23 protein-coding genes are annotated in these 25351 nt (G+C 71.8%); 11 read left to right on the forward strand and 12 right to left on the reverse strand.

Annotated features, from left to right (window positions below):
• Nucleotides 1–48: 48 nt before the first annotated feature.
• The 5 genes from OG521_20280 to paaA are packed head-to-tail and all read right to left on the reverse strand — an operon-like array spanning nt 49 to nt 3606.
• Nucleotides 49–1107: a 2Fe-2S iron-sulfur cluster-binding protein gene (locus tag OG521_20280; protein WUW22998.1), complete on the reverse strand. Its 1059-nt coding sequence runs from the start codon at nt 1105–1107 to the stop codon at nt 49–51.
• A complete protein-coding gene (gene paaJ / locus OG521_20285; protein WUW22999.1) occupies nt 1108–1614 on the reverse strand; it encodes a phenylacetate-CoA oxygenase subunit PaaJ in 507 nt (168 codons plus the stop codon).
• A complete protein-coding gene (gene paaC / locus OG521_20290; protein WUW23000.1) occupies nt 1608–2309 on the reverse strand; it encodes a phenylacetate-CoA oxygenase subunit PaaC in 702 nt (233 codons plus the stop codon). Before paaC ends, paaJ begins: the two co-directional genes overlap by 7 nt.
• Nucleotides 2306–2596 (reverse strand): 1,2-phenylacetyl-CoA epoxidase subunit B, encoded by a 291-nt coding sequence (gene paaB / locus OG521_20295; GenBank protein ID WUW23001.1) that lies wholly within the window; start codon nt 2594–2596, stop codon nt 2306–2308. Before paaB ends, paaC begins: the two co-directional genes overlap by 4 nt.
• Nucleotides 2593–3606 (reverse strand): 1,2-phenylacetyl-CoA epoxidase subunit A, encoded by a 1014-nt coding sequence (gene paaA / locus OG521_20300; GenBank protein ID WUW23002.1) that lies wholly within the window; start codon nt 3604–3606, stop codon nt 2593–2595. The genes paaB and paaA overlap by 4 nt, the downstream gene beginning before the upstream one ends.
• Before the next feature lie 342 nt (nt 3607–3948).
• Here paaA and OG521_20305 point away from each other — a divergent pair, with 342 nt between their 5' ends.
• From OG521_20305 to OG521_20315, 3 genes are all read left to right on the forward strand, one after another.
• A complete protein-coding gene (locus tag OG521_20305; GenBank protein ID WUW26740.1) occupies nt 3949–4743 on the forward strand; it encodes a DUF5819 family protein in 795 nt (264 codons plus the stop codon).
• Between the two features lie 107 nt (nt 4744–4850).
• Nucleotides 4851–6053, forward strand: coding sequence for an HTTM domain-containing protein (locus OG521_20310; protein WUW26741.1), 1203 nt, complete (start codon nt 4851–4853; stop codon nt 6051–6053).
• A 107-nt stretch (nt 6054–6160) separates the two neighbouring features.
• A complete protein-coding gene (locus OG521_20315) occupies nt 6161–6811 on the forward strand; it encodes an rRNA methyltransferase (GenBank protein WUW26742.1) in 651 nt (216 codons plus the stop codon).
• Nucleotides 6812–7323: 512 nt separating this feature from the next.
• Here OG521_20315 and paaN read toward each other — a convergent pair.
• Entirely contained in the window at nt 7324–9024 is a 1701-nt protein-coding gene (paaN, locus tag OG521_20320; GenBank protein ID WUW23003.1) for a phenylacetic acid degradation protein PaaN, read from the reverse strand.
• 123 nt (nt 9025–9147) lie between these two features.
• Between paaN and OG521_20325 the strand changes: the two genes are divergently transcribed.
• Nucleotides 9148–9741: a TetR/AcrR family transcriptional regulator gene (locus tag OG521_20325; protein ID WUW23004.1), complete on the forward strand. Its 594-nt coding sequence runs from the start codon at nt 9148–9150 to the stop codon at nt 9739–9741.
• Nucleotides 9742–9771: 30 nt separating this feature from the next.
• On the opposite strand, the gene OG521_20330 is transcribed toward OG521_20325, so the two are convergent.
• Nucleotides 9772–10293, reverse strand: a complete 522-nt coding sequence (locus OG521_20330; GenBank protein ID WUW23005.1) for an Lrp/AsnC family transcriptional regulator — start codon at nt 10291–10293, stop codon at nt 9772–9774.
• 247 nt (nt 10294–10540) lie between these two features.
• On the opposite strand from OG521_20330, the gene pdhA reads away from it, so the two are divergent.
• The 7 genes from pdhA (at nt 10541) to OG521_20365 (ending at nt 19199) form a co-directional block, all read left to right on the forward strand.
• Complete coding sequence (gene pdhA, locus OG521_20335; protein ID WUW23006.1) at nt 10541–11713, forward strand: pyruvate dehydrogenase (acetyl-transferring) E1 component subunit alpha; 1173 nt, start codon at nt 10541–10543, stop codon at nt 11711–11713.
• The gene (locus tag OG521_20340; protein WUW23007.1) at nt 11710–12741 is read left to right on the forward strand and encodes an alpha-ketoacid dehydrogenase subunit beta; all 1032 of its coding nucleotides are present in this window, start codon (nt 11710–11712) and stop codon (nt 12739–12741) included. Before pdhA ends, OG521_20340 begins: the two co-directional genes overlap by 4 nt.
• Nucleotides 12741–14282: a 2-oxo acid dehydrogenase subunit E2 gene (locus OG521_20345; GenBank protein WUW23008.1), complete on the forward strand. Its 1542-nt coding sequence runs from the start codon at nt 12741–12743 to the stop codon at nt 14280–14282. Before OG521_20340 ends, OG521_20345 begins: the two co-directional genes overlap by 1 nt.
• Before the next feature lie 136 nt (nt 14283–14418).
• Nucleotides 14419–15267 (forward strand): molybdenum cofactor guanylyltransferase, encoded by an 849-nt coding sequence (locus tag OG521_20350; GenBank protein ID WUW23009.1) that lies wholly within the window; start codon nt 14419–14421, stop codon nt 15265–15267.
• A gap of 218 nt (nt 15268–15485) precedes the next feature.
• Nucleotides 15486–17087, forward strand: a complete 1602-nt coding sequence (locus OG521_20355; GenBank protein ID WUW26743.1) for a molybdopterin molybdotransferase MoeA — start codon at nt 15486–15488, stop codon at nt 17085–17087.
• A 20-nt stretch (nt 17088–17107) separates the two neighbouring features.
• Nucleotides 17108–18181 carry a potassium channel family protein gene (locus OG521_20360; protein ID WUW26744.1) on the forward strand — a complete coding sequence of 358 codons (1074 nt, stop codon included), beginning with the start codon at nt 17108–17110 and terminating at the stop codon, nt 18179–18181.
• Nucleotides 18182–18200: 19 nt separating this feature from the next.
• A complete protein-coding gene (locus tag OG521_20365) occupies nt 18201–19199 on the forward strand; it encodes an NAD(P)H-quinone oxidoreductase (GenBank protein ID WUW23010.1) in 999 nt (332 codons plus the stop codon).
• Between the two features lie 202 nt (nt 19200–19401).
• On the opposite strand, the gene OG521_20370 is transcribed toward OG521_20365, so the two are convergent.
• From OG521_20370 to OG521_20390, 5 genes are all read right to left on the reverse strand, one after another.
• Entirely contained in the window at nt 19402–19884 is a 483-nt protein-coding gene (locus OG521_20370; GenBank protein ID WUW26745.1) for a bacterial proteasome activator family protein, read from the reverse strand.
• 197 nt (nt 19885–20081) lie between these two features.
• Nucleotides 20082–22925, reverse strand: a complete 2844-nt coding sequence (locus tag OG521_20375; protein ID WUW23011.1) for an FtsX-like permease family protein — start codon at nt 22923–22925, stop codon at nt 20082–20084.
• Entirely contained in the window at nt 22922–23701 is a 780-nt protein-coding gene (locus tag OG521_20380; GenBank protein ID WUW23012.1) for an ABC transporter ATP-binding protein, read from the reverse strand. The genes OG521_20375 and OG521_20380 overlap by 4 nt, the downstream gene beginning before the upstream one ends.
• Before the next feature lie 170 nt (nt 23702–23871).
• On the reverse strand, nt 23872–24483 hold the full coding sequence (locus tag OG521_20385; protein ID WUW23013.1) for a PadR family transcriptional regulator: 612 nt from the start codon (nt 24481–24483) through the stop codon (nt 23872–23874).
• 84 nt (nt 24484–24567) lie between these two features.
• Complete coding sequence (locus tag OG521_20390) at nt 24568–25260, reverse strand: hypothetical protein (GenBank protein ID WUW23014.1); 693 nt, start codon at nt 25258–25260, stop codon at nt 24568–24570.
• Nucleotides 25261–25351: the final 91 nt, after the last annotated feature.

Raw genomic sequence — 25351 nt, forward strand, 5'->3', positions numbered from 1 at the left:
AGATAGAACAGGTTCTACAAGAAGGGAACAGTCCGGCCGCACCGCGGGTCAGCGGTCGAAGTCGAGCTCCACTTCTCCGGTCACCGGATGGGACTGACAGGCCAGCACATAGCCTCCTTCCGTCTCCTCCGGCTCCAGGGCGAAGTTGCGGTCCATCCGCACCTCGCCCGAGACCAGGAAGGCCCGGCAGGTCCCGCACACCCCGCCCTTGCAGGCGTACGGCGCGTCCGAGCGGCTGCGCAGCACCGTCTCCAGCAGCGACTCGCCCTCCTGCACCGGCCAGGTGCCCGAGCGGCCGTCCAGGGTCGCGGTGAGCGTGCTGTGCGCGGACGCCTCGACGCGAGCCCGGGCGGCGGCCTCCGGGACGTCCTCGACGTGGAAGATCTCCTGGTGGATGCGGGTCCGGTCGACGCCCAGGCCGTGCAGCGCGCCCTCGGCGGCCCGGACCAGACCGAGCGGACCGCACAGGTACCAGCCCTCGACCTCGGCCACCGGCAGCAGGGCCGGCAGGAGTCCGGTGAGCCTTTCGCGATCCAGCCGGCCCGACGGGAGACCCGCCTGCTGTTCCTCCCGGGAAAGCGCGGTGACCAGCTGGAACCGGTCCGGGTAGCGGTCCTTCAGGTCGGCCACCTCGTCCAGGAACATCGTGGACGCCGCGGTCCGGTCGCTCCGGATCAGGCAGAACGAGGCCTCGGGTTCCCGGGCCAGCAGCGTCGCCGCGATGGACAGCACCGGGGTGATGCCGCTGCCCCCGACGATCGCCGCGAACCGCCCGGCACGCGGTGCGAGCACGAAGCGCCCCATCGGGGGCATCGCCTCGACCTGGTCGCCGACCGACAGTTCCTTGAGCGCGTACGTGGAGAACGCGCCGCCGTCGACGAGACGGATGCCCACCTTCAGCGACGGGTCGGCCGGCCGTTCGGTCGCCGGTGCGCAGATCGAGTACGAGCGCCGGATCTCCTCGCCGTCCACGGTGTAGCGGACATTGAGGTGCTGACCGGGTTTGTGGCGGAAGGTCTCGCGCAGTTCGGACGGCACGGCGAAGGTGACAGCCACCGAATCGTCCGTGAGCCGCTCGATCGCGCTGACCCGGAGCGGATGGAACATCTACAACTCCTTGAAGTGGTCGAACGGTTCGCGACACGACACACACCGACGCAACGCCTTGCAGGCGGTCGAGGAGAACCGGCTCAGCAGCTCCGTGTCGGTGGAGCCGCAGTGCGGGCAGCGCACCGACAGGGTGAGCGGCACGGGTCCGTCGGCGGGGGACCCGGCGGCGTGCGGCCTCGGGGGTGCGATGCCGAACTCGGCGAGCTTGCGACGCCCTTCCGCGCTGATGTCGTCCGTGGACCAGGCGGGGGCGAGGACGGTGACCACGGAGACCTCGGTCATGCCGTGGTCGTGGAGCACGCGCTCGATGTCCGTAGACATGGCCTCTATCGCCGGGCAGCCGGTGTAGGTCGGGGTGAGCCGGACCGTGACGCGGCCCGGTGCCAGCACCTCGACGCCCCGGAGCACGCCCAGCTCCTCCAGGGTCAGCACGGGAAGCTCCGGATCGGGGACGGAGCCCGCGAGACTCCGCAGCTCCTCCTCGAGCGGTGTCCAGGTCACCATGACGCCCCCGGATGACTGCGGTGCAGGTGCTGCATCTCGGCGACCATGCGGCCGAAAGGTTCCGTGTGGATGCCCTGCCGGCCCGCGCCCGCCGTCCAGGCGCCGGTCTGCGGTCCTGTCGGTACGGTCAGCGTCGCCCGTTCCAGCACGGTGGTGACGGAGTCCAGCCAGCGGCTGTGCAGTGCCTGCCAGTCCACCTCCACGCCCTCGACGGGCTGGAACAGCTCGCCGGTGAAACGCCACAGGGCGTCCACGCCGCGCTGCATGCGTGCGTGGCTCTCCTCCGTGCCGTCGCCGAGGCGCAGGGTCCACTGCTCGGCGTGGTCCCGGTGGTAGGCGACCTCCTTGACCGCCTTCGCCGCCAGCCCGGCGAACTCGCCGTCACCGGCCGCCAGCTGTTCGTACAGCCCGTGCTGGTGCACGGAGAAGTACAGCTGACGGGCGATGGTGTGGGCGAAGTCGCCGTTCGGCTGCTCGACCAGCTGGACGTTGCGGAAGGCGCGCTCCTCGCGCAGGTACGCCAGCTCGTCCTCGTCACCCACCAGGGACAGCAGCACCCGCGCCTGGCCGAGCAGGTCCAGGGCGATGTTGGCGAGGGCCACCTCCTCCTCCAGCACGGGCGCATGGCCCGCCCACTCCCCCAGCCGGTGCGACAGCACCAGCGCGTCGTCGCCGAGGGCGAGGGCCGCGGTCACAGGTGCTTCACCCCGTCCGGGATCGCGTAGAAGGTGGGGTGCCGGTAGGGCTTGTCGCCGGCCGGCTCGAAGAACGTGTCCTTCTCGTCCGGCGACGACGCCGTGATCTGGCTGGAGGGCACCACCCAGAGCGAGACGCCCTCGGACCTGCGGGTGTACAGATCGCGGGCGTTGCGCAGGGCCATTTCGGCGTCCGGTGCGTGCAGGCTGCCGGCGTGGGTGTGGGACAGCCCGCGCCGTGAGCGCACGAACACCTCCCACAGCGGCCAGTCGGTCGAGCTGCTCATGCTGTCGCCTCCCCGTTCGGTGCATCCGGTACGTCCGTGTGCTTCTGTGCGTACGCGGCGGCGGCTTCCCGCACCCAGGCGCCTTCCTCATGGGCCCGGCGGCGCTGGGTGAGGCGCTGCTCGTTGCACGGCCCGTTGCCCTTCAGGACCTCCTGGAACTCCGTCCAGTCGATCGCCCCGAAGTCGTGCTGACCGCGCTCCTCGTTCCACCGGAGGTCCGGGTCGGGGAGGGTGAGGCCCAGGACCTCGGCCTGCGGGACGCAGATGTCCACGAAGCGCTGCCGCAGCTCGTCGTTGGAGTGCCGCTTGATCTTCCAGGTCATCGACTGCGCCGAATGGGACGAGGCGTCGTCGGGCGGGCCGAACATCATCAGGGACGGCCACCACCACCGGTTCACCGCGTCCTGTGCCATCTCGTGCTGCGCCTGGGTGCCGGCGCTGAGGGCCAGCAGGAGCTCGTACCCCTGGCGCTGGTGGAAGGACTCCTCCTTGCAGATGCGGACCATGGCCCGGGCGTAGGGGCCGTAGGAGCAGCGGCAGAGAGGGACCTGGTTGGTGATCGCGGCGCCGTCCACGAGCCAGCCGATGGCGCCGACGTCAGCCCAGGTCAGCGTCGGGTAGTTGAAGATCGATGAATACCGCTGGCGTCCCGCGTGCAGCTTGTCGAGCAGCTCCTCGCGGCCGGTGCCGAGGGTCTCCGCCGCGCTGTACAGATACAGCCCGTGGCCCGCCTCGTCCTGCACCTTGGCCATCAGGATGGCCTTGCGGCGCAGCGAGGGCGCGCGGCTGATCCAGTTGGCCTCCGGCTGCATGCCGATGATCTCGGAGTGGGCGTGCTGGGCCATTTGCCTGACCAGCGAGGCGCGGTAGGCATCGGGCATCCAGTCACGTGGCTCGATGCGCTCGTCGGCCGCCACCGCGGCGTCGAAGGCCGCCTCCAGGGCCTCGTCCGCCCCATCGGTACTGCCCGCTGTCGCCTGCGCTGTCTGGCCCGCAGTCACTGCCGCCATCCCGGACTCCCTACCGACCGATCGTTCGGTTCAATGTCTTCAATGGTGAGTCTGCGGCCCGTAGGGTGTCAACCCTGTGGATAACTGACCGGGATCGACGGGGATCGGGGCGGGATGGATTCGTACGACGGCAAGGACGTCGGCGGGGGCGTCAGCGGTGGCGCCGGCGGTGGGGGTGACGGCGCGGCCGACCCTGATCCGCGTACGGATTCCGAGCCACGGAAGGATTCCGAGCCACGGAAGGGTTCCGAGCCGCGTGAGGTTCCTGAGCGGCAGACCGTTCCCGAGGCGCAGACCGTTCCCGAGACGCGCACCTTTGCCGAGGCTGATGTGCGTGCCGATGTGGCGGACCCGGGTGCTGATGCGGGTCCCGGGCACGACTCCGAGCGCGGCTCCGGTCGAGGCCTCGGTCTCGGCTCCTGTCCCGGTTCAGTTCCCGATTCCGGCCCGGAGCCACCCCCTGAGCCGGCCCCTGAGCCCCGGGTCGGTATGGCCGGGCTCTCGTTTCCGTATCAGGTCGCCGCATCCGTGGCGCTGTCGGTGATCGGGCTGTTCGCCTGTGTCCAGCTCGGCATGGTGTTCCTGCACGTCGCCCCCTCCAACACGCTGACCAAGCAGTACGGCGAGGCGGTCGACCAATGGGTCTACCCCGAGTTCGAGCAGAACTGGAAGCTGTTCGCTCCCAATCCGCTCCAGCAGAACATCGCCGTGCACGTGCGGGCCGAGATAGCCGGCCCCGGCAGCCGTCGGACCACGCCCTGGATGAGCCTCTCGGGCGAGGACGGTGAGGCGATACGCGGCAATCTGCTGCCCAGCCACGTCCAGCAGAACGAACTCCGCCGGGGATGGGACTTCTACCTCGGCTCGCACGACAACGAGAACCGCGCCAACGGCATGCGCGGCCGGCTCTCCGAGCAGTACATCCGGCGCATCGTGATGCTGCGCCTCAGTGAGCACGACTACGGCGGCACCGTACTGAGGATTCAGGTCAGGTCCGAGATCAGGTCCGTAGCGGCTCCCGCGTGGAGCGGCGAGAAGATCAGCACCAAGCCGTCCTACCGGGTTCTGCCCTGGTGGACCGTCACCGCGGCCGACCTCCCGAAGGGCTCGGCCGCCTCCGAGGAGGCGGACCAGTGAGCACGCCCGGCCCCGACAGCAAGCCCGGTCCCGGACGCAGCCCCGGCCTCGACCGCAGGCCTGGTTCCTCTCGCCGGTCCGGTTCCGAGCGCGGGCTCCCCCGCGGCATTCAGCGCATCACGGCCTCGGCCCTGGGCCCGTACCAGAGCGCCGTCATCCGGATCGGCTTCTCCGCCACGTACCTGCTCTTCCTGCTGCGCGAGTTTCCGCACCGGCACGAGATGTACGGCCCCGATGCTCCGTGGCGCTGGGACATGGCGCACCAGCTCATCTCCGGCAATCAGGCCTTCACCACGCTCATGTGGTCGGACAGCTCGGTCTGGTTCGAGTTCGTGTACGGGCTGGCGCTGGTCTCCGCCGCGCTGCTGATGGTCGGCTGGCACACCCGTGCCATGTCCGTGCTGTTCATGGCCGGTGTTCTCTCGCTGCAGAACCGCAGCATCTTCATGGGCGACGGCGGCGACAACGTCATCCACCTCATGGCGATCTACCTGGTGCTCACCCGGTGCGGGCAGGTCTGGTCCCTGGACGCTCGCCGTGCCCGGCGCCCGGTCGACGGCGAACCGCGGGCGGGTGACCTGGCCGGTCCGCTGCTGTGGGTGGCGTTCGGCGCGGTTCTTCTCGGGGCCACGGTGACGGACAACCTGGGCGGGACCTCCTGGCTGCCGGTCTTCTTCTGGATCCTGTGGATCGGCCACGGCGTCTGGTGGGCCGTGAGCCGGTACGCACCGCAGAGCGAGCCGCGCACCCTGCTCGATGTCGTCGCCAACCTCGCCCACAACGCGACGCTCGTCGTGATCATGGCCGAGGTCTGCCTGATCTACTCGACCGCGGGCTGGTACAAGATCCAGGGCTCCCGGTGGCAGGACGGCACGGCGCTGTACTACCCGCTCAAGCTCCACTACTTCACGCCCTGGCCGGCGCTCTCCGACATCCTCGCCTCCAGCGGGGTGATGGTGATGGTGCTGACCTACGCCACGGTCATCGTGCAGGTCGCCTTCCCGTTCACGCTGTTCAACCGGCGCGTCAAGAACGTGCTGCTCGTCGTGATGATCTGCGAGCACGCCGGTATCGCCCTGCTGCTGGGGCTCCCCTTCTTCTCGATGGCCATGATCGCGGCGGATGCCGTCTTCCTGCCGACCGTCTTCCTGGTGTGGCTCGGAGGCCGGGCGGCTCTCGGGCGGGACCTGCTGGTGCGGCGCCGGAACGGGAAGGGGCGGCGTGGCGAGGTGCCGGGGCCACGGGACGGTGCGGACCGGCGGGAGGCACCGCAGCACAGTGGCGACGGGGGCCATACGCTCGTCGGGTGAGCAGCGAGATGGGTAGTGCGAGTGGTGCGGACAGTGCCGGTGGTGTCAGTGGTGCGGGTGGCCCTGGCGCTGTCGGTGGTGCCGACGGTGTGGATGAGCCGGCCCAGATGGGTGAGCCGGCTCAGTACGACGAGGGGTTCGGGACGGAGATCGGGGTCGGGCCGCATCCGCTTCCCTGGCCCGTCGGAGAGCGGTACGACCCCGAGCTGCTTGCCCATGGCGACCGGCGCAATGTCGGTGATGGCTACCGCTACTGGACCCGTGAGGCGATCGTCGCCGATCTCGATCTGCGGCGGCACGACTTTCATGTGGCGGTGGAGAACTGGGGCCACGACTTCAACATCGGCTCCGTCGTCCGTACCGCGAACGCCTTCCTCGCCAAGGAGGTGCACATCGTGGGGCGGCGGCGCTGGAACCGTCGCGGAGCGATGGTCACCGACCGGTATCAGCATGTCCGGCACCACCCGGACACCGCCGATCTGACCGCCTGGGCGGAGGCCGAGGGGCTGCCGATCATCGGTATCGACAATCTGCCGGGTGCCGTGCCGCTGGAGCGGACGGAGCTGCCTCGGCGCTGCGTGCTGCTCTTCGGGCAGGAGGGGCCGGGGCTGACCGAAGAGGCCCGTAAGCACGCCTCGATGGTGTGCTCGATCGCGCAGTTCGGGTCGACGCGGTCGATCAATGCGGGGGCTGCTGCGGCGATTGCGATGCATGCGTGGGTGCAGCGGTATGCGGAGATTTCTGGGGGCGGGGCGTAGGCCTGACCCTGGGCTGTTGCCCGGACCGGGGTGGTCCGAGTCCCTGGACCGGGGTGGTCCGGAGCCCGGACCGGGGTGGTCCGGGGACTGGTTGCGGTCGCGGCTGGGTGTGCGGGAGGGGGTGGGTGGGGTCGCCTGCGGCGGGGCTTTTTCCCCTACCCGCCCCTTCCCGTAACCGGGGCTCCGCCCCGGACCCCGCTCCTCAAACGCCGGAGGGGCTGGGTGGGACGAAGGGGCCGGATGAGGGCCGGGAGGGGAGGGGAGGGGAGGGGACTGGGGTTAGGGCCCCACACCGGGAGGGGCCTGGGTCGGTTAGGGCCCACAGCGGGAGGGGCCTGGATCGGGTAGGGCCCACAGCGGGAGGGGCCTGGGTCGGTTAGGGCCCACAGCGGGAGGGGCCTGGATCGGGTAGGGCCGACAGCCGGAGGGGCTTGGGTCGGGAAGGGCCTGGATCGGAGGGGCCCACAGCGGAAAGGGCCCGGATGGGGAGGGCCCGTCGGTTGGTGCCGGGGTCAGCGTTGGCGGCGGACTTCCAGGGTGCGGAAGCGGTTCGAGACGAAGGCGCCGTCGCACAGGGCGGCGTTCGCTGCCGGGTTGCCTCCTGAGCCGTGGAAGTCGGAGAACGCCGCCGTCTGGTTGACGTACACCCCGCCGGTCAGGTTCAGCGAGAGCTGGGCCGACTCGTCCAGGCAGACGTCCTCCATCGCGCGCTCCACCTCCGGTGAGGTCGTGTAAGCGCCCACCGTCATCGCTCCCTTGTCGCGGACGGTGCGGCGCAGCAGCTCCAGCGCGTCCGCCGTCGAGTCGACCGCGACCGCGAACGAGACCGGGCCGAAGCACTCCGAGAGGCAGGGGGAGTCGTCGTCCGGCTTGGTGCCGTCGAGCTTGACGATCAGCGGGGTACGGACGACCGCGTCGGGGAAGTCGGGGTTGGTCACTTCCCGGGAAGGCAGCGCCACGTCGCCCAGCTGCGCGGCCTCCTCCAGGCGGGCCTTCACCTCCGGGTTGACCAGGGCGCCCAGCAGGCCGTTCGCACGGGCGTCGTCGCCCAGGAGGCCGGTGACCGCGGCGGCGATGTCGGTGACCACGTCGTCGTACGTCTTGTCGCCCGTGTCCGTGGTGATGCCGTTGCGGGGGATCAGCAGGTTCTGCGGGGTGGTGCACATCTGGCCGCTGTAGAGCGAGAGCGAGAACGCGATGTTGGCGAGCATGCCGCGGTAGTCGTCGGTCGAGTCGAGGACGATCGTGTTGACCCCGGCCTTCTCCGTATAGACCTGCGCCTGGCGGGCGTTGGCCTCCAGCCAGTCGCCGAACTCCGTGGAGCCGGTGTAGTCGATGATCCTGATCTCGGGGCGGAGCGCCAGGGTCTTGGCGATGCCCTCGCCCGGCCGCTCGACGGCCAGAGCGACCAGGTTGGCATCGAAGCCGGCCTCGGCGAGCACCTCGCGCGCCACCTGGACGGTGAGGGCCAGCGGGAGCACGGCCCGGGGGTGCGGCTTGACCAGGACCGGATTGCCGGTGGCGAGGGAGGCGAAGAGGCCCGGGTAGCCGTTCCACGTGGGGAAGGTGTTGCAGCCGATCAACAGCGAGATGCCGCGTCCGGACGCGGTGAACGTCTTGTGCAGGTCGAGCGGGTCGCGCTTGCCCTGCGGCTTGGACCAGTCGGCGGTGCGGGGGGCGCGGATCTGCTCCTCGTACGCATACGCCACCGCCTCCAGACCGCGGTCCTGGGCGTGCGGGCCGCCGGCCTGGAACGCCATCATGAAGGCCTGTCCGCTGGTGTGCATCACCGCGTGGCCGAACTCATGGGTGCGGGCGCTGATCCGCGCCAGGATCTCCAGACAGACCAGGGCCCTGGTCTCCGGTCCGGCCTCGCGCCAGGCGGGGATTCCCGCGCGCATCGCGGGGAGCAGGACATCCAGGTCGGCGTGCGGATACTCGACGGCCAGCTCCGGACCGTAGGGCGAGATCTCACCGCCCGTCCAGCCGTCCGTGCCCGGCTGGTCCAGGTCGAGGCGGGTGCGCAGCACGGCGTCGAAGGCGGCCTTGCCCTCGGCCGCGCCCAGGCTGCCGGGGGCGCCGCCCTCGCCGTACGCCTTCGGGTGCTCGGGGTGCGGGGACCAGTACTCCCGCGTGCGGATCGCTTCGAGGGTCCGGTCCAGCGTGGGGCGGTGCTTCTCGGACAGCAGGTGCGGGGAGAGCTCGGCGGCCATGACGGACCAACTCCTCATCGAGCTGGGCAGGGACGGGCGGACAGAGTTAGAGTAACCGAACGATCGGTCGGGACAAGGGGGCCCACGAAACCTGTGGACAACTCGTAGGGGAGGATCGCGGGCATGACCACGGCCAAGCGGGACACGTACACCCCGGAGACTCTGCTCACGGTCGCCGTCCGTGTCTTCAACGAGCGCGGCTACGACGGCACGTCCATGGAGCACCTGTCGAAGGCGGCGGGCATCTCCAAGTCGTCCATCTACCACCACGTCGCCGGCAAGGAAGAACTGCTGCGGCGTGCGGTCACCCGGGCCCTGGACGGGCTCTTCGGCATCCTCGACGAGTCGGGCGCGACGCGGGGCCGCGCGATCGCGCGGGTCGAGTACGTCACCCGTCGCACCGTCGAGGTGCTGATAGCCGAACTGCCCTATGTCACGCTGCTGCTGCGCGTACGGGGCAACACGAAGACCGAGCGCTGGGCCCTGGAGCGGCGGCGCGAGTTCGACCAGCGCGTGGCCGATCTGCTGAAGGCGGCGGTGGCGGACGGCGATCTCCGCTCCGACGTGGACATACGGCTGGCGACGCGGCTGCTCTTCGGGATGGTCAACTCGCTCGTGGAGTGGTTCCGGCCGCTGCCCGACGGCGGCGCGGAGGGGGAGCGGCTCGCCGACACCGTCGTGCAGCTGGCTTTCGAGGGCATGAAGTCGAGCCGCTGACCCGGCGGCTGCCCGCCGGGGTGCCCGGGCTCAGGTGAGTTCCGTGGGGCGTTCCGGGCCCGGGGCCAGGTCCGTCTCCTCGAACACCAGCAGGGTGCGCGTGGACAGCACCTCCGGAATGGCCTGGATCCTGGTCAGGACCAGCTCGCGCAGTGAGCGGTTGTCCGGTGTGTGCACCAGCAGCAGTACGTCGAAATCACCGCTGACCAGCGCGATGTGCGTGGCCCCCGGCAGCGCCTGAAGCTGCTCGCGCACGGTGCGCCAGGAATTCTGGACGATCTTGAGCGTGATGTACGCGGAGGCTCCCTGCCCCGCACGCTCATGGTTCACCCGGGCGCTGAAGCCGCGGATCACGCCGTCGTCGATGAGCCGGTTGATCCGGGCGTACGCGTTGGCGCGCGAGACATGGACCCGGTCGGCCACCGACCGTATCGAGGCGCGGCCGTCCGTCTGGAGCAACCGGAGGATGGCGCGATCGATGGAGTCGAGCGGGCGTGCCGGCGGAACCTGGCCGGGCTCCTCGGCCCCGTCGGCCATTTGTTCAGCTGCCATGTTCCCGTGCCTCCCCGTCCTGGACGACCTGTTCCCATCCCAGGCTGTGGAGAACCGTTTGTCCACAGGCTGGCGGTGCCTGTAGCCAAAATGCGCTCGCGACCGAACAATCGGTAGGTGAGACGCACCACATCCGCGGCTCGCACGGCTTTCGACATTTCGACATATTTCGACACCCCTCGGCATCGGGTACCCCTGATGCCGCCAGACGCCGCTCGATACCCCTCGATGCCAGGAGGTGCTTGTCATGACGGTCCAAGAGCTGCCCGGCGCGGCCGCCTACCGGCCCACGCCGCCCCCGGCCTGGAAGCCGCTCACCGATCCCGCGCCGCTGCTCCCGGACCCCGAGCCGTACCGCGTGCTCGGTACGGACGCCGTGGCCGACGCAGACCCCGAGCTGCTGCTGCGGCTCTACGCCGAGCTCGTGCGCGGCCGGCGGTACAACGCGCAGGCGACCGCCCTCACCAAGCAGGGCAGGCTCGCCGTCTACCCGTCGAGTACCGGGCAGGAGGCCTGCGAGGTCGCGGCCGCCCTGGTGCTGGAGGAGCGGGACTGGCTCTTCCCGAGCTACCGCGACACGCTCGCGGCCGTGGCCCGGGGCCTGGACCCGGTCGAGGCGCTCACCCTGCTGCGCGGCGACCGGCACACCGGCTACGACCCGCGCGAGCACCGCATCGCGCCCCTGTGCACCCCGCTCGCCACCCAGCTGCCGCACGCCGTGGGCCTGGCCCACGCGGCGCGGCTCAAGGGCGACGACGTGGTCGCGCTCGCCATGGTCGGCGACGGCGGCACCAGCGAGGGCGACTTCCACGAGGCGCTCAATTTCGCGGCCGTCTGGCGGGCCCCTGTCGTCTTCCTCGTCCAGAACAACGGCTTCGCCATCTCCGTACCCCTGGCCAAGCAGACCGCGGCACCGTCCCTGGCCCACAAGGCCGTGGGGTACGGAATGCCCGGCCGGCTGGTCGACGGCAACGACGCGGCAGCAGTGCACCAGGTGCTCTCCGAGGCGGTGGCGCGTGCCCGCAGCGGCGGCGGTCCGACGCTCGTGGAGGCCGTGACCTACCGGATGGACGCGCACACGAACGCCGACGACGCGACGCGCTACCGCGGGGACAGCGAGGTAGAGGCCTGGCGGGACCACGACCCGGTGCGGATCCTGGAGCGGGAGCTGACCGGGCGCGGGCTGCTCGGCGACGAAGGCATCGAGGAGGCGCGGGTGGCCGCGGAGCAGATGGCGGCCGGGCTGCGGGACCGGATGAACGCGGACCCGGTGCTCGACCCGATGGACCTCTTCGCCCATGTGTACGCGGAGCAGACGACACAGCTGCGCGAGCAGGCGGCCCGCCTGCGCGTCGAGCTGGACGCGGAGAACGACCAGCACGACCAGCACGGCACGGACGACAGGGGTGCAGGGCGATGACCACCGCAGCGGCCACGGCCGGAGAGCGGACGGCGAAGGCCAAGCCCGCCACGATGGCCCAGGCACTCGGGCGCGCGCTGCGCGACTCGATGGCCGACGACCCTTCCGTGCACGTCCTCGGTGAGGACGTCGGGACACTCGGCGGGGTCTTCAGGATCACCGACGGCCTGGCGAAGGAGTTCGGCGACGAGCGGTGCACGGACACCCCGCTGGCCGAGGCCGGCATCCTCGGGGCGGCCGTGGGCATGGCGATGTACGGGCTGCGGCCCGTGGTGGAGATGCAGTTCGACGCCTTCGCCTATCCGGCGTTCGAGCAGCTCATCAGCCATGTCGCCAAGATGCGGAACCGGACCGGGGGCGCGATGCCGCTGCCCATCACCGTCCGGGTGCCGTACGGCGGCGGAATCGGCGGTGTCGAGCACCACAGCGACTCCTCGGAGGCGTACTACATGGCGACCCCGGGTCTCCATGTCGTCACACCCGCCACCGTCGACGACGCCTACGGGCTGCTGAGGGCCTCGATCGCCTCCGACGACCCTGTGGTCTTCCTGGAGCCCAAGCGGCTCTACTGGTCGAAGGCGGACTGGTCGCCGCAGGCACCCGCCGCCGTGGAGCCCATCGGGCGGGCCGTCGTGCGCCGTCAGGGCCGCAGCGCGACGCTCATCACGTACGGGCCGTCCCTGCCGGTCTGCATGGAGGCGGCGGAGGCCGCCGTCGAGGAGGGCTGGGACCTCGAAGTAGTCGACCTGCGGTCGCTGGTGCCGTTCGACGACGAGACCGTTGCCGCGTCCGTGCGGCGTACCGGCCGCGCGGTCGTCGTCCACGAGTCCACCGGCTTCGGCGGGCCGGGTGGCGAGATCGCCGCCCGGATCACGGAGCGCTGCTTCCACCACCTGGAGGCACCGGTGCTGCGCGTCGCCGGATTCGACATCCCCTATCCGCCGCCGATGCAGGAGCGCCACCATCTGCCGGGTGTGGACCGGGTGCTCGACGCCGTCGCCCGACTGCAGTGGGAGGCGGAGCACTGATGCCGCAGGTACTCGAATTCAGGCTTCCTGATCTCGGTGAGGGGCTGACCGAGGCGGAGATCGTGCGCTGGCTGGTGGAGATCGGCGATGTCGTCGCCATCGACCAGCCGGTCGTCGAGGTCGAGACGGCCAAGGCGATGGTGGAGGTGCCGTGCCCGTACGGGGGCGTGGTGACCGCGCGGTTCGGCGAGGAGGGGGCGGAACTTCCTGTCGGGGCACCCCTGTTGACCGTCGCTGTCGGGTCGGCGGAGGCGTCGGGGTCGGGGGCGAGTGCTGATGCCGGTTCCGGTTCCGGTTCCGGTGCCCGTACGGGCCCGGGTGCTGACGGCGCGGAGCCGTCCGGGTCCGGGAACGTACTCGTGGGATACGGGACCGGGGCGCCGCCGGTGCGGCGTCGGCGGGTCCGGCCCGAGGGCCTTTCCGCGTCTCCCGGCGCGCCTGCTCCTAGTCATAGCCCGGGCCCTGTCACTAGTCCTGGTCCTGGTCCTGTTTCTGCGCCTGACCCGACTCCTGCTCCGGCTGCGCGGGTTGCGGTCGCGCGGGTTTCGGACGGGAGGCAGGGGCCGGTCGCTGTCGTCTCCCCGCTGGTGCGCAAGCTGGCGCGGCAGCACGATCTCGATCTGCGACAGCTCGCCGGGTCCGGGCCCGACGGCCTGATCCTGCGGGCGGATGTCGAGTCCGCCATCCGGTCGGCAACGTCGGCTCCTGCCGTCGCTGTCGCCACTGCCGCGGCCGGTTCCGCCACGGCTGCTTCCGTCACCGCTGCTCCCGCTGCGCCTGCGTCGCCCGTGACGTCCGTGTCGCCTGTGACGGGTGGGTCTTCGGTGCGTCCTGCCGGGGAACGGATTCCATTGCGCGGGGTGCGGGGAGCGGTCGCGGACAAGCTGTCGCGCAGCCGACGGGAGATCCCCGACGCCACGTGCTGGGTGGACGCCGATGCCACCGAGCTGATGGCGGCCCGGGCCGCGATGAACAGCGTGGGTGGTTCCGGTTCCGGTGCCGGTCCCAAGGTGTCGGTGCTGGCCCTGCTCGCCCGTATCTGTACGGCGGCCCTGGCCCGCTATCCCGAGCTCAACTCCACGGTGGACGTGGAAGCGCGCGAGATCGTGCGGCTGCCGGAGGTCCATCTCGGCTTCGCGGCCCAGACCGAGCGCGGGCTCGTCGTCCCCGTCGTGCGGGATGCGCAGGTGCGCAACGTGGAGTCGATCGGGGCGGAGATCGCCCGGCTGACCGAAGCGGCGAGGACCGGGACGCTGAAGCCGGCGGAGCTGACCGGCGGCACGTTCACGCTGAACAACTACGGGGTGTTCGGCGTCGACGGTTCCACACCGATCATCAACCACCCCGAGGCGGCGATGCTCGGCGTCGGCCGGATCGTCGCCAAGCCGTGGGTCCACGAGGGCGAGCTCGCCGTACGACGGGTCGTCCAGCTCTCGCTGACCTTCGACCACCGGGTCTGCGACGGCGGTACGGCGGGAGGCTTCCTGCGGTACGTGGCCGACTGCGTGGAACAGCCGGCGGTGCTCCTGCGGACGCTGTAGGTCCCGGAGGGGCCGGCCCGGGGGTGGTGGGGCTGACGCCCTGCGCGCCCTGGTCTCCCCGTTCGCGTTCTCCGTTGATCCACGGGAATGGGGACGGGGAGGATCCACCGGGCGCCGTGGCACGCATACTCGGGGCATGACCGCGTATGACGCCATCGTTCTCGCCGGAGGGGCCGCGAAGCGGCTCGGCGGCGCCGACAAGCCCGGGCTCCGGGTCGGTGGCCGGCCGCTGCTCGACCGGGTACTCGGTGCCTGCGCCGGTGCCGGGACCACCGTGGTCGTGGGAGGCAGACGGCCCACCGCGCGTCCGGTGACCTGGACGCGCGAAGAGCCGCCGGGCGGCGGCCCGTTGGCCGCGCTCGGTGCCGGGGTGCGGCACACGGCGGCGGAACACGTGCTCGTGCTCTCCGCCGATCTGCCGTTCCTGGGCGCGGACACCGTCGGCTCGCTGCTGGAAGCGCTCGGCCGGGGAGACGTCGAGGGTGCGGTCTGCACCGACCAGGACGGCCGGGACCAGCCTCTCGTGGCCGTCTACCGTGCGGAGCCGCTGCGCCGTGAACTGGCGCTCATCGCCACGGAGCACGGCAGTCTGGCCGGGCTGCCCCTGCGGCTGCTCACCCATGAACTGGAGCTTGCCCGGGTGGCGGCGGACCCGCTCGCCTCGTTCGACTGCGACACCTGGGAGGACATCGCTTCGGCCCGGGCCCGGATCAGAGAACATGGGACCGTGCTGGACGAATGGATCACCGCAGTCAAGACCGAACTGGGCATCGAACTCGACGTCGACACCGGCGTCCTGCTCGACCTCGCCCGTGATGCCGCCCACGGCGTCGCCCGGCCCGCAGCGCCCCTGACGACCTTCCTGGTCGGCTACGCGGCTGCGCAGGCGAGCGGCGACGGCGGCGGACCCGAAGCGGTGGCCGAGGCCGCCCGGAAGGCCGCCGCGCTCGCCCTCCGGTGGGCGGACGAGAACGAGTCGCCATGACGGGCCCCAGCGGCAGCGCCGAGCGGCCGCCGCCGTCCGGCCGGGTCGCCGGACAGAAACGCGCTCCCGTCGCCGAAGGGACCAAAGGGACTGCGGCGACCGAGGCAACTGAAGCGACTGAAGCGACCCAAGCGACCCAAGCGACCGAACCCGCTGAACCCGCAGAGCCTGCCGAACCCGCCGAAGCGGTCGCAGCCGCCGGAGCCGCCCGAGCTGCCCTGGCGGCCGAAGCCGCCGAGGAACTGGCCGTGGCGCAGGCCCTCGCCCTGGTGGGCCCGCCCGCACCTTCAGATCCGACAGCCGCAGCCGCAGCCGCAACTGCCTCCACCACCGGCCCCGCATCCGCAGGCGCCTCCACCACCGCCACCGCATCCGCCTCCGGAGACGACCCCGACCCCGGCCACGGGCGCCGGCAACCCCCCGCCCAAGCCCACGCGGCCCCGGACCGCGGCGAGCGTCTCCCGGCGCACTCCCCCGAGCATTCCCCCACCCCCACCCCCGCCCCGGGCCGGCACTCCGCCCAGGGCCGGCGGCACGTCCGGCCGACGTCGTGGGGCGAGGCCCGTGCCCTTGCCGCCCGGGCCGGGCGCGCGGTTCCTCCGCGTTCCGTGCGACTGCCCCTCGACCGCGCGCTCGGTCAGGTGCTCGCCGAGCCGCTCACCGCTCTCACCGATCTGCCCTCCTTCGACACCTCCGCCATGGACGGCTGGGCCGTGGCGGGACCGGGGCCGTGGACCATCCGGGCGGACGAGGGGATTCTCGCGGGACACGCCACCCCGGCCCCCCTTCCCGACGGCGACGCCATCCGCATCGCCACGGGTGCCCGGATCCCGTCGGACGTCACCGCCGTCATCCGCAGCGAGCACGCCCACGCCGACGAGGCCAAGGGGCTGCTGCACGCGCAGCGTCAGGTGCACCCCGGGCAGGACATCAGGCCGCGTGGTCAGGAATGCCGCTCGGGCGACCAACTCCTTCCCGCCGGAACGCTGGTGACACCCGCCGTCCTCGGGCTTGCCGCGGCCGCCGGTTACGACGAGCTGACGGCCAGACCCCGGCCGCGGGTCGACGTCCTCGTCCTGGGTGACGAACTCCTGACCGCCGGTCTGCCGCACGACGGGCTGATCCGGGACGCTCTCGGTCCGATGATCGGGCCCTGGCTGCGTGCGCTGGGCGCCGAGGTCGCCGCACCGCGCCGCCTCGGCGATGACGCGGAGGCCCTTCGGCACGCGCTCACCGGCTCCCGGGCCGACCTGATCATCACCACCGGCGGCACCGCCGCCGGACCCGTCGACCATGTGCACCCCGTCCTCGACCGGATCGGCGCCGAGTTGCTCGTCGACGGGGTCGCCGTGCGGCCCGGTCACCCCATGCTGCTGGCCCGGCTGGCGGCTGGAGGCCCGTATCTCGTCGGGCTGCCCGGCAACCCCCTGGCCGCGGTGTCCGGTCTGCTCACTCTCGCCGAGCCCCTGCTCGGCGGGCTGGCGGGCCGGACCCCTCAGGACCGCTACCGGATCGCCATAAGGGACGAGGTGCACGGCCACCCGCACGACACCCGGCTGGTCCCCGTGGTCCATCGCACAGCCGACCGGCCCGGCGGCGTGCCGGGTGCCCCAACTCGTCGGGACGGCAACGGAACCGGCGGCGGTACGGATCACGTCGTACCCCTGCATTACAACGGTCCCGCCATGCTCCGCGGCATCGCCGCCGCGGACGGGCTGGCCGTTGTGGAGCCGGGCGGGGTACGGTCCGGCACCGAGGTGGAGATCCTCGATCTACCGTGGGCCCCGGCGACGCCGTGGACTGAAGGGTGTTTCACGTGAAACTTCCCGGCCATGACGCGATGGCCAGGCGCGCCGACGAACATGCCGTTCCCACGCGGGTGATGCTCCCGCGCAGGGTCATCGACGGTCCGGCGCGCCAGGTGGCCAAGCGGCTGATGATGGCCCTGATGGTGCTCGCCATCACGGTGCTGATCGTCTGGGTCGACCGCGACGGTTACCACGACGCGGCCGACGGCAAGGTCGACCTGCTGGACGCGGTGTACTACGCGACGGTCACCCTCTCCACCACCGGGTACGGCGACATCACCCCGTACAGCGACGGTGCCCGGCTCATAAACGTGGTGCTCGTGACACCACTGCGCGTGCTCTTCCTCATCATCCTGGTCGGCACCACCCTCGAGGTCCTCACGGAACGGACTCGGGAGGACTTCCGGCTGAAGCGTTGGAGAACCAACTTGCGTGACCACACCGTCGTCGTCGGCTTCGGCACGAAGGGCCGCTCGGCCATCCAGACCCTCTGCGCCACCGGGCTGCGGAAGGACCAGATCGTCATCGTCGACCCGGCGTCCAAGGTGATGGAGATCGCCAACGCCGAGGGCTTCACCGGAGTGCTCGGGGACGCGACACGCAGCGATGTGCTGCTGCGGGCCGAGCTGCAGAAGGCGCGTCAGATCATCATCGCCACCCAGCGCGACGACACGGCCGTCCTGGTCGCGCTCACCGCGCGGCAGCTCAACCGCGGCGCGAAGATCGTGGCCGCGGTGCGCGAGGAGGAGAACGCCCCGCTGCTGCGGCAGTCCGGTGCCGACGCCGTGATCACGAGCGCCAGCGCGGCCGGGCGGCTGCTCGGTCTCTCCGTGCTCAGCCCCAGCGCCGGCACGGTGATGGAGGACCTGATCCAGCAGGGCAGCGGGCTCGACCTCGTCGAACGGCCGGTGATAAAGGCCGAGGTGGGCAAGAACGTCCGCGAGACCGACGATCTCGTGGTCAGCGTGCTGCGCGGGCACCGGCTCCTGGGGTACGACGATCCGGCGGCCAGCCCGCTGCAGCTGACGGACCGGCTGATCACGATCGTGCGCGCCACCAACGAACCGCCGCTCAACCAGCCGCCGCAGGCCGCCCCGCGCAACTGAGCGGAGTAGCCTCGCGGCCATGTATGCGATCACGATCCCCGAACCCGGTGGCCCCGAGGCGCTCGTCTGGGCCGAGGTGCCCGATCCCGTAGCCGGCGAGGGCGAGGTCCTCGTCGACGTCGTGTCCAGCGCGGTCAACCGGGCCGACGTGCTGCAGCGGCAGGGCTTCTACAACCCGCCGCCCGGTGCGTCCCCCTATCCGGGCCTGGAGTGCTCGGGCCGCATCTCGGCGCTCGGCCCCGGAGTCACCGGCTGGTCGGTCGGCGACGAGGTGTGCGCCCTCCTCGCGGGCGGCGGCTACGCGGAGAAGGTCGCCGTTCCCGTCGGGCAGCTGCTCCCCGTACCGGACGGGCTGGACCTCACGCTCGCCGCGGCACTGCCGGAGGTGACGGCCACCGTCTGGTCCAACGTGTTCATGGTGGCGCATCTGCGGCCCGCCGAGACGCTGTTGGTGCACGGGGGATCCAGCGGTATCGGCACGATGGCGATCCAGCTCGCCAAGGCGGTCGGGGCACGGGTCGCCGTGACCGCCGGCGGACCGACGAAGCTGGCGCGCTGCGCCGAGCTCGGTGCCGACATCCTGATCGACTACCGGGAGCAGGACTTCGTCGAGGAGCTTCGCAAGGCGACGGACGGGGCGGGCGCGGACGTCATCCTCGACATCGTCGGCGCGAAGTACCTGGACCGGAACGTGCAGGCGCTCGCCGTCAATGGCCGGCTCGCGATCATCGGGCTCCAGGGCGGTGCCAAGGGCGAGCTGAACCTGGGCGCCCTGCTGACCAAGCGGGCCGCTGTCACGGCGACGTCGCTGCGCGGGCGCCCGCTCGCCGAGAAGGCCGCGATCGTCGCCGCCGTACGCGAGCACGTATGGCCGCTCATCGCCGACGGCGTCGTCCGGCCGGTCGTGGACCGCACGCTGCCGATGCCGGACGCGGCGGAGGCCCACCGCGTCATGGAGTCCAGCACCCACGTCGGCAAGGTGCTCCTGCAGGCGCCCCAGGCGTCCGCCACGAACTGAACCGACCGCCCCGGGCGTCCGCCAAGAACTGAACCGACCACCACCCCAGGCGTCCGCCAAGAACTGAACCGACCACCCCAGGACCGCAGTCACGCGGGACCACGCGCAGGGCCCGGCACACGGAGTTCGTGTGCCGGGCCCTGCGCGTGTGCTTGTGCTCGTTCGACGGGTTTCGGCAAGAAGTACGGAACCGGACCGCGGCCTACAGGTACGGGCCCGAGCGGATCGCCCCGTGCGGGTCCGCGCCGCCGTCCTCCTCCTCGTGGCCGCTGCCGGGAGGCAGCGCGCGGCGCATCTGCTCCAGCTGCGCACGGGCCGCCATCTGCTGGGCGAACAGTGCCGTCTGGATGCCGTGGAAGAGGCCCTCCAGCCAGCCGACCAACTGGGCCTGTGCGATCCGGAGTTCCGCCTCGGAGGGAACCGACTCCTCGGTGAACGGCAGGGAGAGCCGCTCCAGTTCCTCCACCAGCTCCGGCGCGAGGCCGTCCTCCAGCTCCTTGACCGAGCTGGCGTGGATCTCCTTGAGGCGTACCCGGCTCGCCTCGTCGAGGGGAGCCGCCCTGACCTCCTCCAGGAGCTGCTTGATCATGCTGCCGATGCGCATGACCTTGGCGGGCTGTTCGACCATCTCCGTCACCGGGACCTCACGCGACTCGTCGTCAGTGCCACCGCCGCCGATCGCCATTCCGTCCTGCCCCACTACGAGGACCTGGGGGTGCTCCTGCGACCGTTCATTCCTCGGCATCTCCATGCCGTCCATTGTCTCGCACACGTGCCGTTCAACACTGTGGTGCCCCCGGAAACGGATGATCCACCGTTTCCGAGGGCACCGAATCGGCTGCGAAGCAGCCGGTCAGGCCGTCTGCGCGGGCTCTCTCCCGGTCATCCGGCGCGCCGCGCCAGCGTCAGCCGGGAGCGGGTGAACACCGCCGCCAGCACCCCGGCCAGCAGCGGAACGGCCACGGCCAGCAGTCCGATGGTCGCCCAGGGCAGCACGATCGGCGTGAACGCGGACTCCATGGGCTCGATCCGCATCGCCTGCAGCGCCTTGCGCTGGTCGACCAGGCGCAGCGCCACCGCGGGCACCAGGCCCGCCGCGGTGCCCAGCAGCACCCCGGTGAGCGCCACCACCACGCACTGGAACCCGGAGAGCGACCGCCGGACGCGCGGGGGCGCGCCGACCGCGCTCAGCGTGGTGAGGTCGGCCTCCGCGTCCGCCTTGGCGAGGCCGGTGGTGATGGCCGCCGCACCCAGGGTCACCACCCCGGCGAACAGGGTGAGGATCAGCAGGATGACGTCCTCCCGGTCGCCCGGACCGTTCTCGGTCTGGAGCCAGATCCCGCCGCCGGCCTGTTCGATGGCGGCCGAGACGCTCTGCGTCCCGGCGTCCGTGGGCGGTCCGGGGACGGCGTACACGGTGCCGGACCGCGCGGTGTGCAGGCCGAGCCGCTCGGCGGTCCGCTGCGGCATGATCATGCGGATGCCGGGGGTGGCGGCGTACTCGGCGTCCGCGACGTACACCTTCAGCCGGTCCGTGGTCTTCCGGGCCGGGCCGGGGTGCAGCTTGCGGTTCCTGGTGTCCTTGGCGTTGTAGGTGTGGACGGCCTTGAGGGTGACCTCGCCGTTCTTCGCGTACGCCCGGTTCAGCAGGACGGGGGTGCCGGCCTTCAGCGCCGCGGCGGCCGCGGGGTCGTCGAGTTTCGCGTACGTGTGGAGCAGGGCGGCGTCGCCCACCACGATGTTGTTCGTCTCCGAGCTGAAGCTGCCCGACGAGAGGTACTCGTCCATGCAGGCGGGGGACCGCATCATCGCGCGGTGCTCCTCCGCGGAGAGCCGTGCGGCGAGTTCCTTGGCGCCCTTGGTGTTGAGGGGGCAGGTGTGGCCCTTGCCGGTGGGCTTGACCAGCTCCAGGCTGCCGCAGCGGGACTCGTCCTCGTAGTAGACGGAGCAGTCGCTGCCGGCCCAGAGGCGGGAGAAGTCGGCGTGGCCGCCGGTCACCGCGATGTTCCGTTCGACGGCGGCCCGGGCCAGCGGCAGCCGTTCGGCGGCCTCGGTGTCGACGGCCGAGAGCACCATCGTCCCCTTGGACAGCATGGGCGTGTAGTCGTGGTCGGACTCCGCCAGGCTGCTGGACATGTACGTCGCGATGGCCACCGAGCCCGCGACGGCGGCCATCACGGCGGCGACCGCCGGAGCGGTGCGGCCGCGGTTGCGGGCGGCGTCGCGCAGGGCCATCCGGGGCGAGAGCGGCAGCCTGCGGCCGAGCCGGCCCAGCAGGCCGACGATCACCGGAATGCAGGCGAGCAGCCCGAGTTCGGCGACGACCGAGCCGCCGGACACCAGGGTGGAGTTGCCGGTGGTGCCGCCGTACGCGGCGACGGCGACCCCGAGAGCCAGGGCGCCGGAGCCGATCGCGGGAAGCACCCGGGAGCTGCGGCGCACACCGCGCCGCCCGGTGAGCGACTCCAGTACGGACTGCCGGGCGGCCACGATCGCCGGGGCGAGCGCAGCGAGGAGCCCGGTGACCAGGCCGAGCACGGCGATGACGAGGAGTTCCGTCGGCTTCAGGAGCAGGGAGCCGAAGCGCTGACCCGCCCAGTCCTCGATCAGCGGCCGGAACGCGACCGTGAGCAGCAGCCCGGCCGCGACCCCGGTCACCGCCCCGATGCCGCCCAGCACCAGCCCGCCGGAGAGCACCACCGCACGGATGTGGCGCCGGTCGCCGCCGCAGGTGCCGACGAGTCCGAGCTGGCGGCGCGAGCGCCGCGCCCCCACGGCGAAGGCCGGTCCGGCGAGCAGCACGATCTCTAGGACGGTCATGGCGACGACGGTGACGGCGGCCGTGCTCACCTCGACCGGTTCGCGCGGCGTGTAGTCGGTGATGGTCCGCGCCATCGGGATCTCGGAGTCCGGCGGCGGGTCCAGGACCACCTGGCGGGACACGACGAGCGCACCGGCCTTGTTGGCCGCGAGCACATCGCCCCAGCCGATCCCCGCCGTGCCGGAGCCCTCGACCAGCCACTCGGTCGAGCCGGTGTTGGGCGGCAGCACCTTCCTGTCGCGGTCGGCCGCGGCCTGCCACGGGGCGATGACCGCGCCCGGATCGGCGTACAGCTGCTTCGCCTTCAGGTCGTCGGGCTCCTCGACCACACCCGTGATGGTGTACGTCCGGCCGGCGCCGTTCACCGTGGTGCGGGAGCCGATGTGCAGCCCGGACGACTTCAGGAACGGCTCGGTGGCCGCCATCTCGTCCGTGCCGTGCGGAAACGCGCCCTCGACCAGGTCGATCTTCCCGCGCGCCATGCGGTCCGAGGTCCGGACCTCCGTGATGTCGGCGTCGGTCAGTCCGTACGCCGTCGTCACGCTCGCGGGCACCGAAAGGATACTGATCGCCCGTGCGCCCTCGGGGAAGGCCGTACTCATGTCGACCGGCGGGGCCTCCCCGTCGGGGGCCTCCTTCCCGGCGGCGTCGTACATGTTCCCGTCGGGCATCTGCTGCAGCGGCCCCAGCCCCGGATCGCTGAACAGCGCGTCGGCGGAACCCATCCTGGCCGTCAGCTTCTCGGCCTCGGTGGAGTCGACACTGCGGTACGCGATGTCAGCGGCCGTCACCCCGAGCACCGGCAGCGCGATCATCGCGACGACGAGCGCGCTGCGGCCCTTGGCCCGCATGGCGTCGCGCCGGGCGATCCGGAGGGCGGCGCGCCACCCCGTGAAGACGCTCACTCGGGGCTCCCGGCGGCCAGCAGCGAATCGGCCCCGGCGGTCAGCGTCTGGTCGACGATCGAGCCGTCCCGGAGGAAGACGACCCGGTCCGCCCAGGCGGCGTACCGCGGTTCGTGCGTCACCATCACCCCGGCGGCGCCCTGGTCGCAGCGGTTGCGCAGCAGCGCGAGGACGGTCTCTCCCGTCTCGGAGTCGAGGGCCCCGGTCGGTTCGTCCGCGAGCACCAGGCGGCGGTCCCCGACCAGCGCGCGGGCGATCGCGACGCGCTGCTGCTGGCCGCCGGACATCTCGTCCGGGAAGCGGTCGCCGATCTCCAGGAGGTTCATCTCCTCCAGCGCGGCGCGGGCCTCCTTGCGCGCCTTGCGCACCGGGACGCCGTCGAGCTCACGCGGCAGCGCGATGTTCTCGGCGGCGGTCAGGGCGGGGATCAGGTTGTAGTCCTGGAAGACGTAGCCGACGCTGCGGCGGCGCAGCGCGGCCACCCCCTTGCGGCCGAGCGTGGAGATGTCCTGGCCCTCGATGACGACCTGTCCTGCGGTCGCGGTGTCGAGACCGCCGGCGATGGTCAGCAGGGTGGACTTGCCGGATCCGGACGGTCCCATCACGGCGACGAGCTCGCCGGGGTGCACGGACAGGTTGATGCCGCGCAGCGCGTGCACCTCGGCGATACCGGTGCCGTGGGTACGGGTCAGGTCGCGGAGTTCGAGCACCGGCGCGTCCACCGACAGGGGCGGAGCGGCCGGGGACGGGGACGGGGACGGGACGTGCAGGGACATGACGGTGGGTTCCCCCTCGGAACGGTTCTGTGGTCGGCAGGAACGGTTCGGTGGCCGGCGGCGGAGCGCGCGGTACCGGACGCGGTGGTGGCAGGCGGTGCAGGAGAGCGCGGTCCGGCGGCGGTGGTGGTGGCAGGTGGTGCCGGAGTACGCGGTCGGGCTGACGTGGCTCAGCGGCGTGCGCGGGGCCCGGAGGCGCCGCGGGCGGGGCTGCGCGGGGCCGTGGGCGCCTCGGGCTCGGTGGCGGCGGCCTCGGCGAGGCGGACCAGCCGGGCCTCGCAGTGGTCCAGCCAGCGGGCCTCGGCCTCGGCCTGGAAGATCAGCTGCTCCAGCACGAGCAGCCAGGCGACCTCGTCACGGTTGGCGGGCACGTCGGTGAGCGCCTGCGCCTTGAGGCGCGTGTAGTCCTGCATCGCCTTCACCGTGTGGTGGCGCTGGGACTGGATGACGGCCCGGATGTCGACGCCGGGGGCGCCGACGGCCATGGCGAGCTTGATCGCCAGCTCGTCGCGGGGCGGGCTGCTGCGGTCGACCGGCGTCTCGAACCAGGAGTGCAGCTCGGTGCGTCCGTCGTCGCTGATCGAGTAGAGGGCGTGCCCCTGGTCGTCCTCGCCGTCCTGGACGACCAGGCCGTCGCGCTCCAGTCTGCTCAGCGTCGTGTACACCTGCCCGACGTTCAGCGGCCAGGTGGAGCCGGTGCGCGACTCGAACTCGGTGCGGAGCTGGGAGCCGTAACGAGGCCCCCGCTCCAGGAGGGCCAGCAGCCCGTGACGGATCGACATACTGAGTATGTATACCGAGTATGTTGCCGGACGCAAGTCTCCGCGGGCAGCTCCGTGTCCGCCGCTCCTTCGGCCGTCCGGCGTTCAGGCCGAGCGGCGGATGCGGAAGGCGAGGAAGCCGAGACCCAGCCCGACCAGGGCGATTCCCGCGCCGAGCGACAGCTGCTGGACCTGCTCGACCGCCGCCCCGTCAAGCGCCTGCCGCGACATCCGGCCCGTTCCGGGTGATGTGCTCGGCTCCGGGGTGACGGCCGGTACGGCGGCGGGTTCGGTCGCCTCGGCCTCCTCCTCCGCTTCCTCGGCCGCCTCCTCCTCGGACGCTTCGAGGGCGTCGGCCCGGGCGATCTCCTCCGGTGTCATCGTCCTGCCGGGGCGCGGCCGCCCCTCCCCGGCGGGCCGCCCCGCCAGCGGCGACTGGGCGTCGTCCGGGCGAGGCGATCCCGCGCTCGGCGAGGGCTGCCCGGGCGCAGCCGCGTCGTCCGTGGGGGAGGGCGTGGCGGAGGCCGGGGAGAGCGACGGCAGGGGCGCGGGATGTGCGGGGTGTGCGGGCACGGCGGAGGGGACGCCGGAGGCGACGGGAGCGGAGTGCGACGCGGCCGGGGAGCCCGAGGGGAGGAGCGCCTCCGGTGTCACGGACAGGCGCGCGGGCGCCCGGGTGGGCGTCTGCTGGTCCGCGTGCGCCTCGCCGGCCGTCAGGCCCCCCAGGGTCGCGGCCGCCGTCAGCGCCAGGCAGGCCACGCACCTTGAGAGCCGTGAGGCGAGGTGTCCTGAAGCCATGCGACCACCGTCACATGTGACGGTGTGTCCGGCATCTCAGGTGATACGGATGGATGGCGGGCGGGACCGGGTCACCTCACGACGACGCGGC

The sequence above is a fragment of the Streptomyces sp. NBC_01463 genome (assembly GCA_036227345.1).
In the GTDB taxonomy this organism is placed as follows: Bacteria; Actinomycetota; Actinomycetes; order Streptomycetales; family Streptomycetaceae; genus Streptomyces.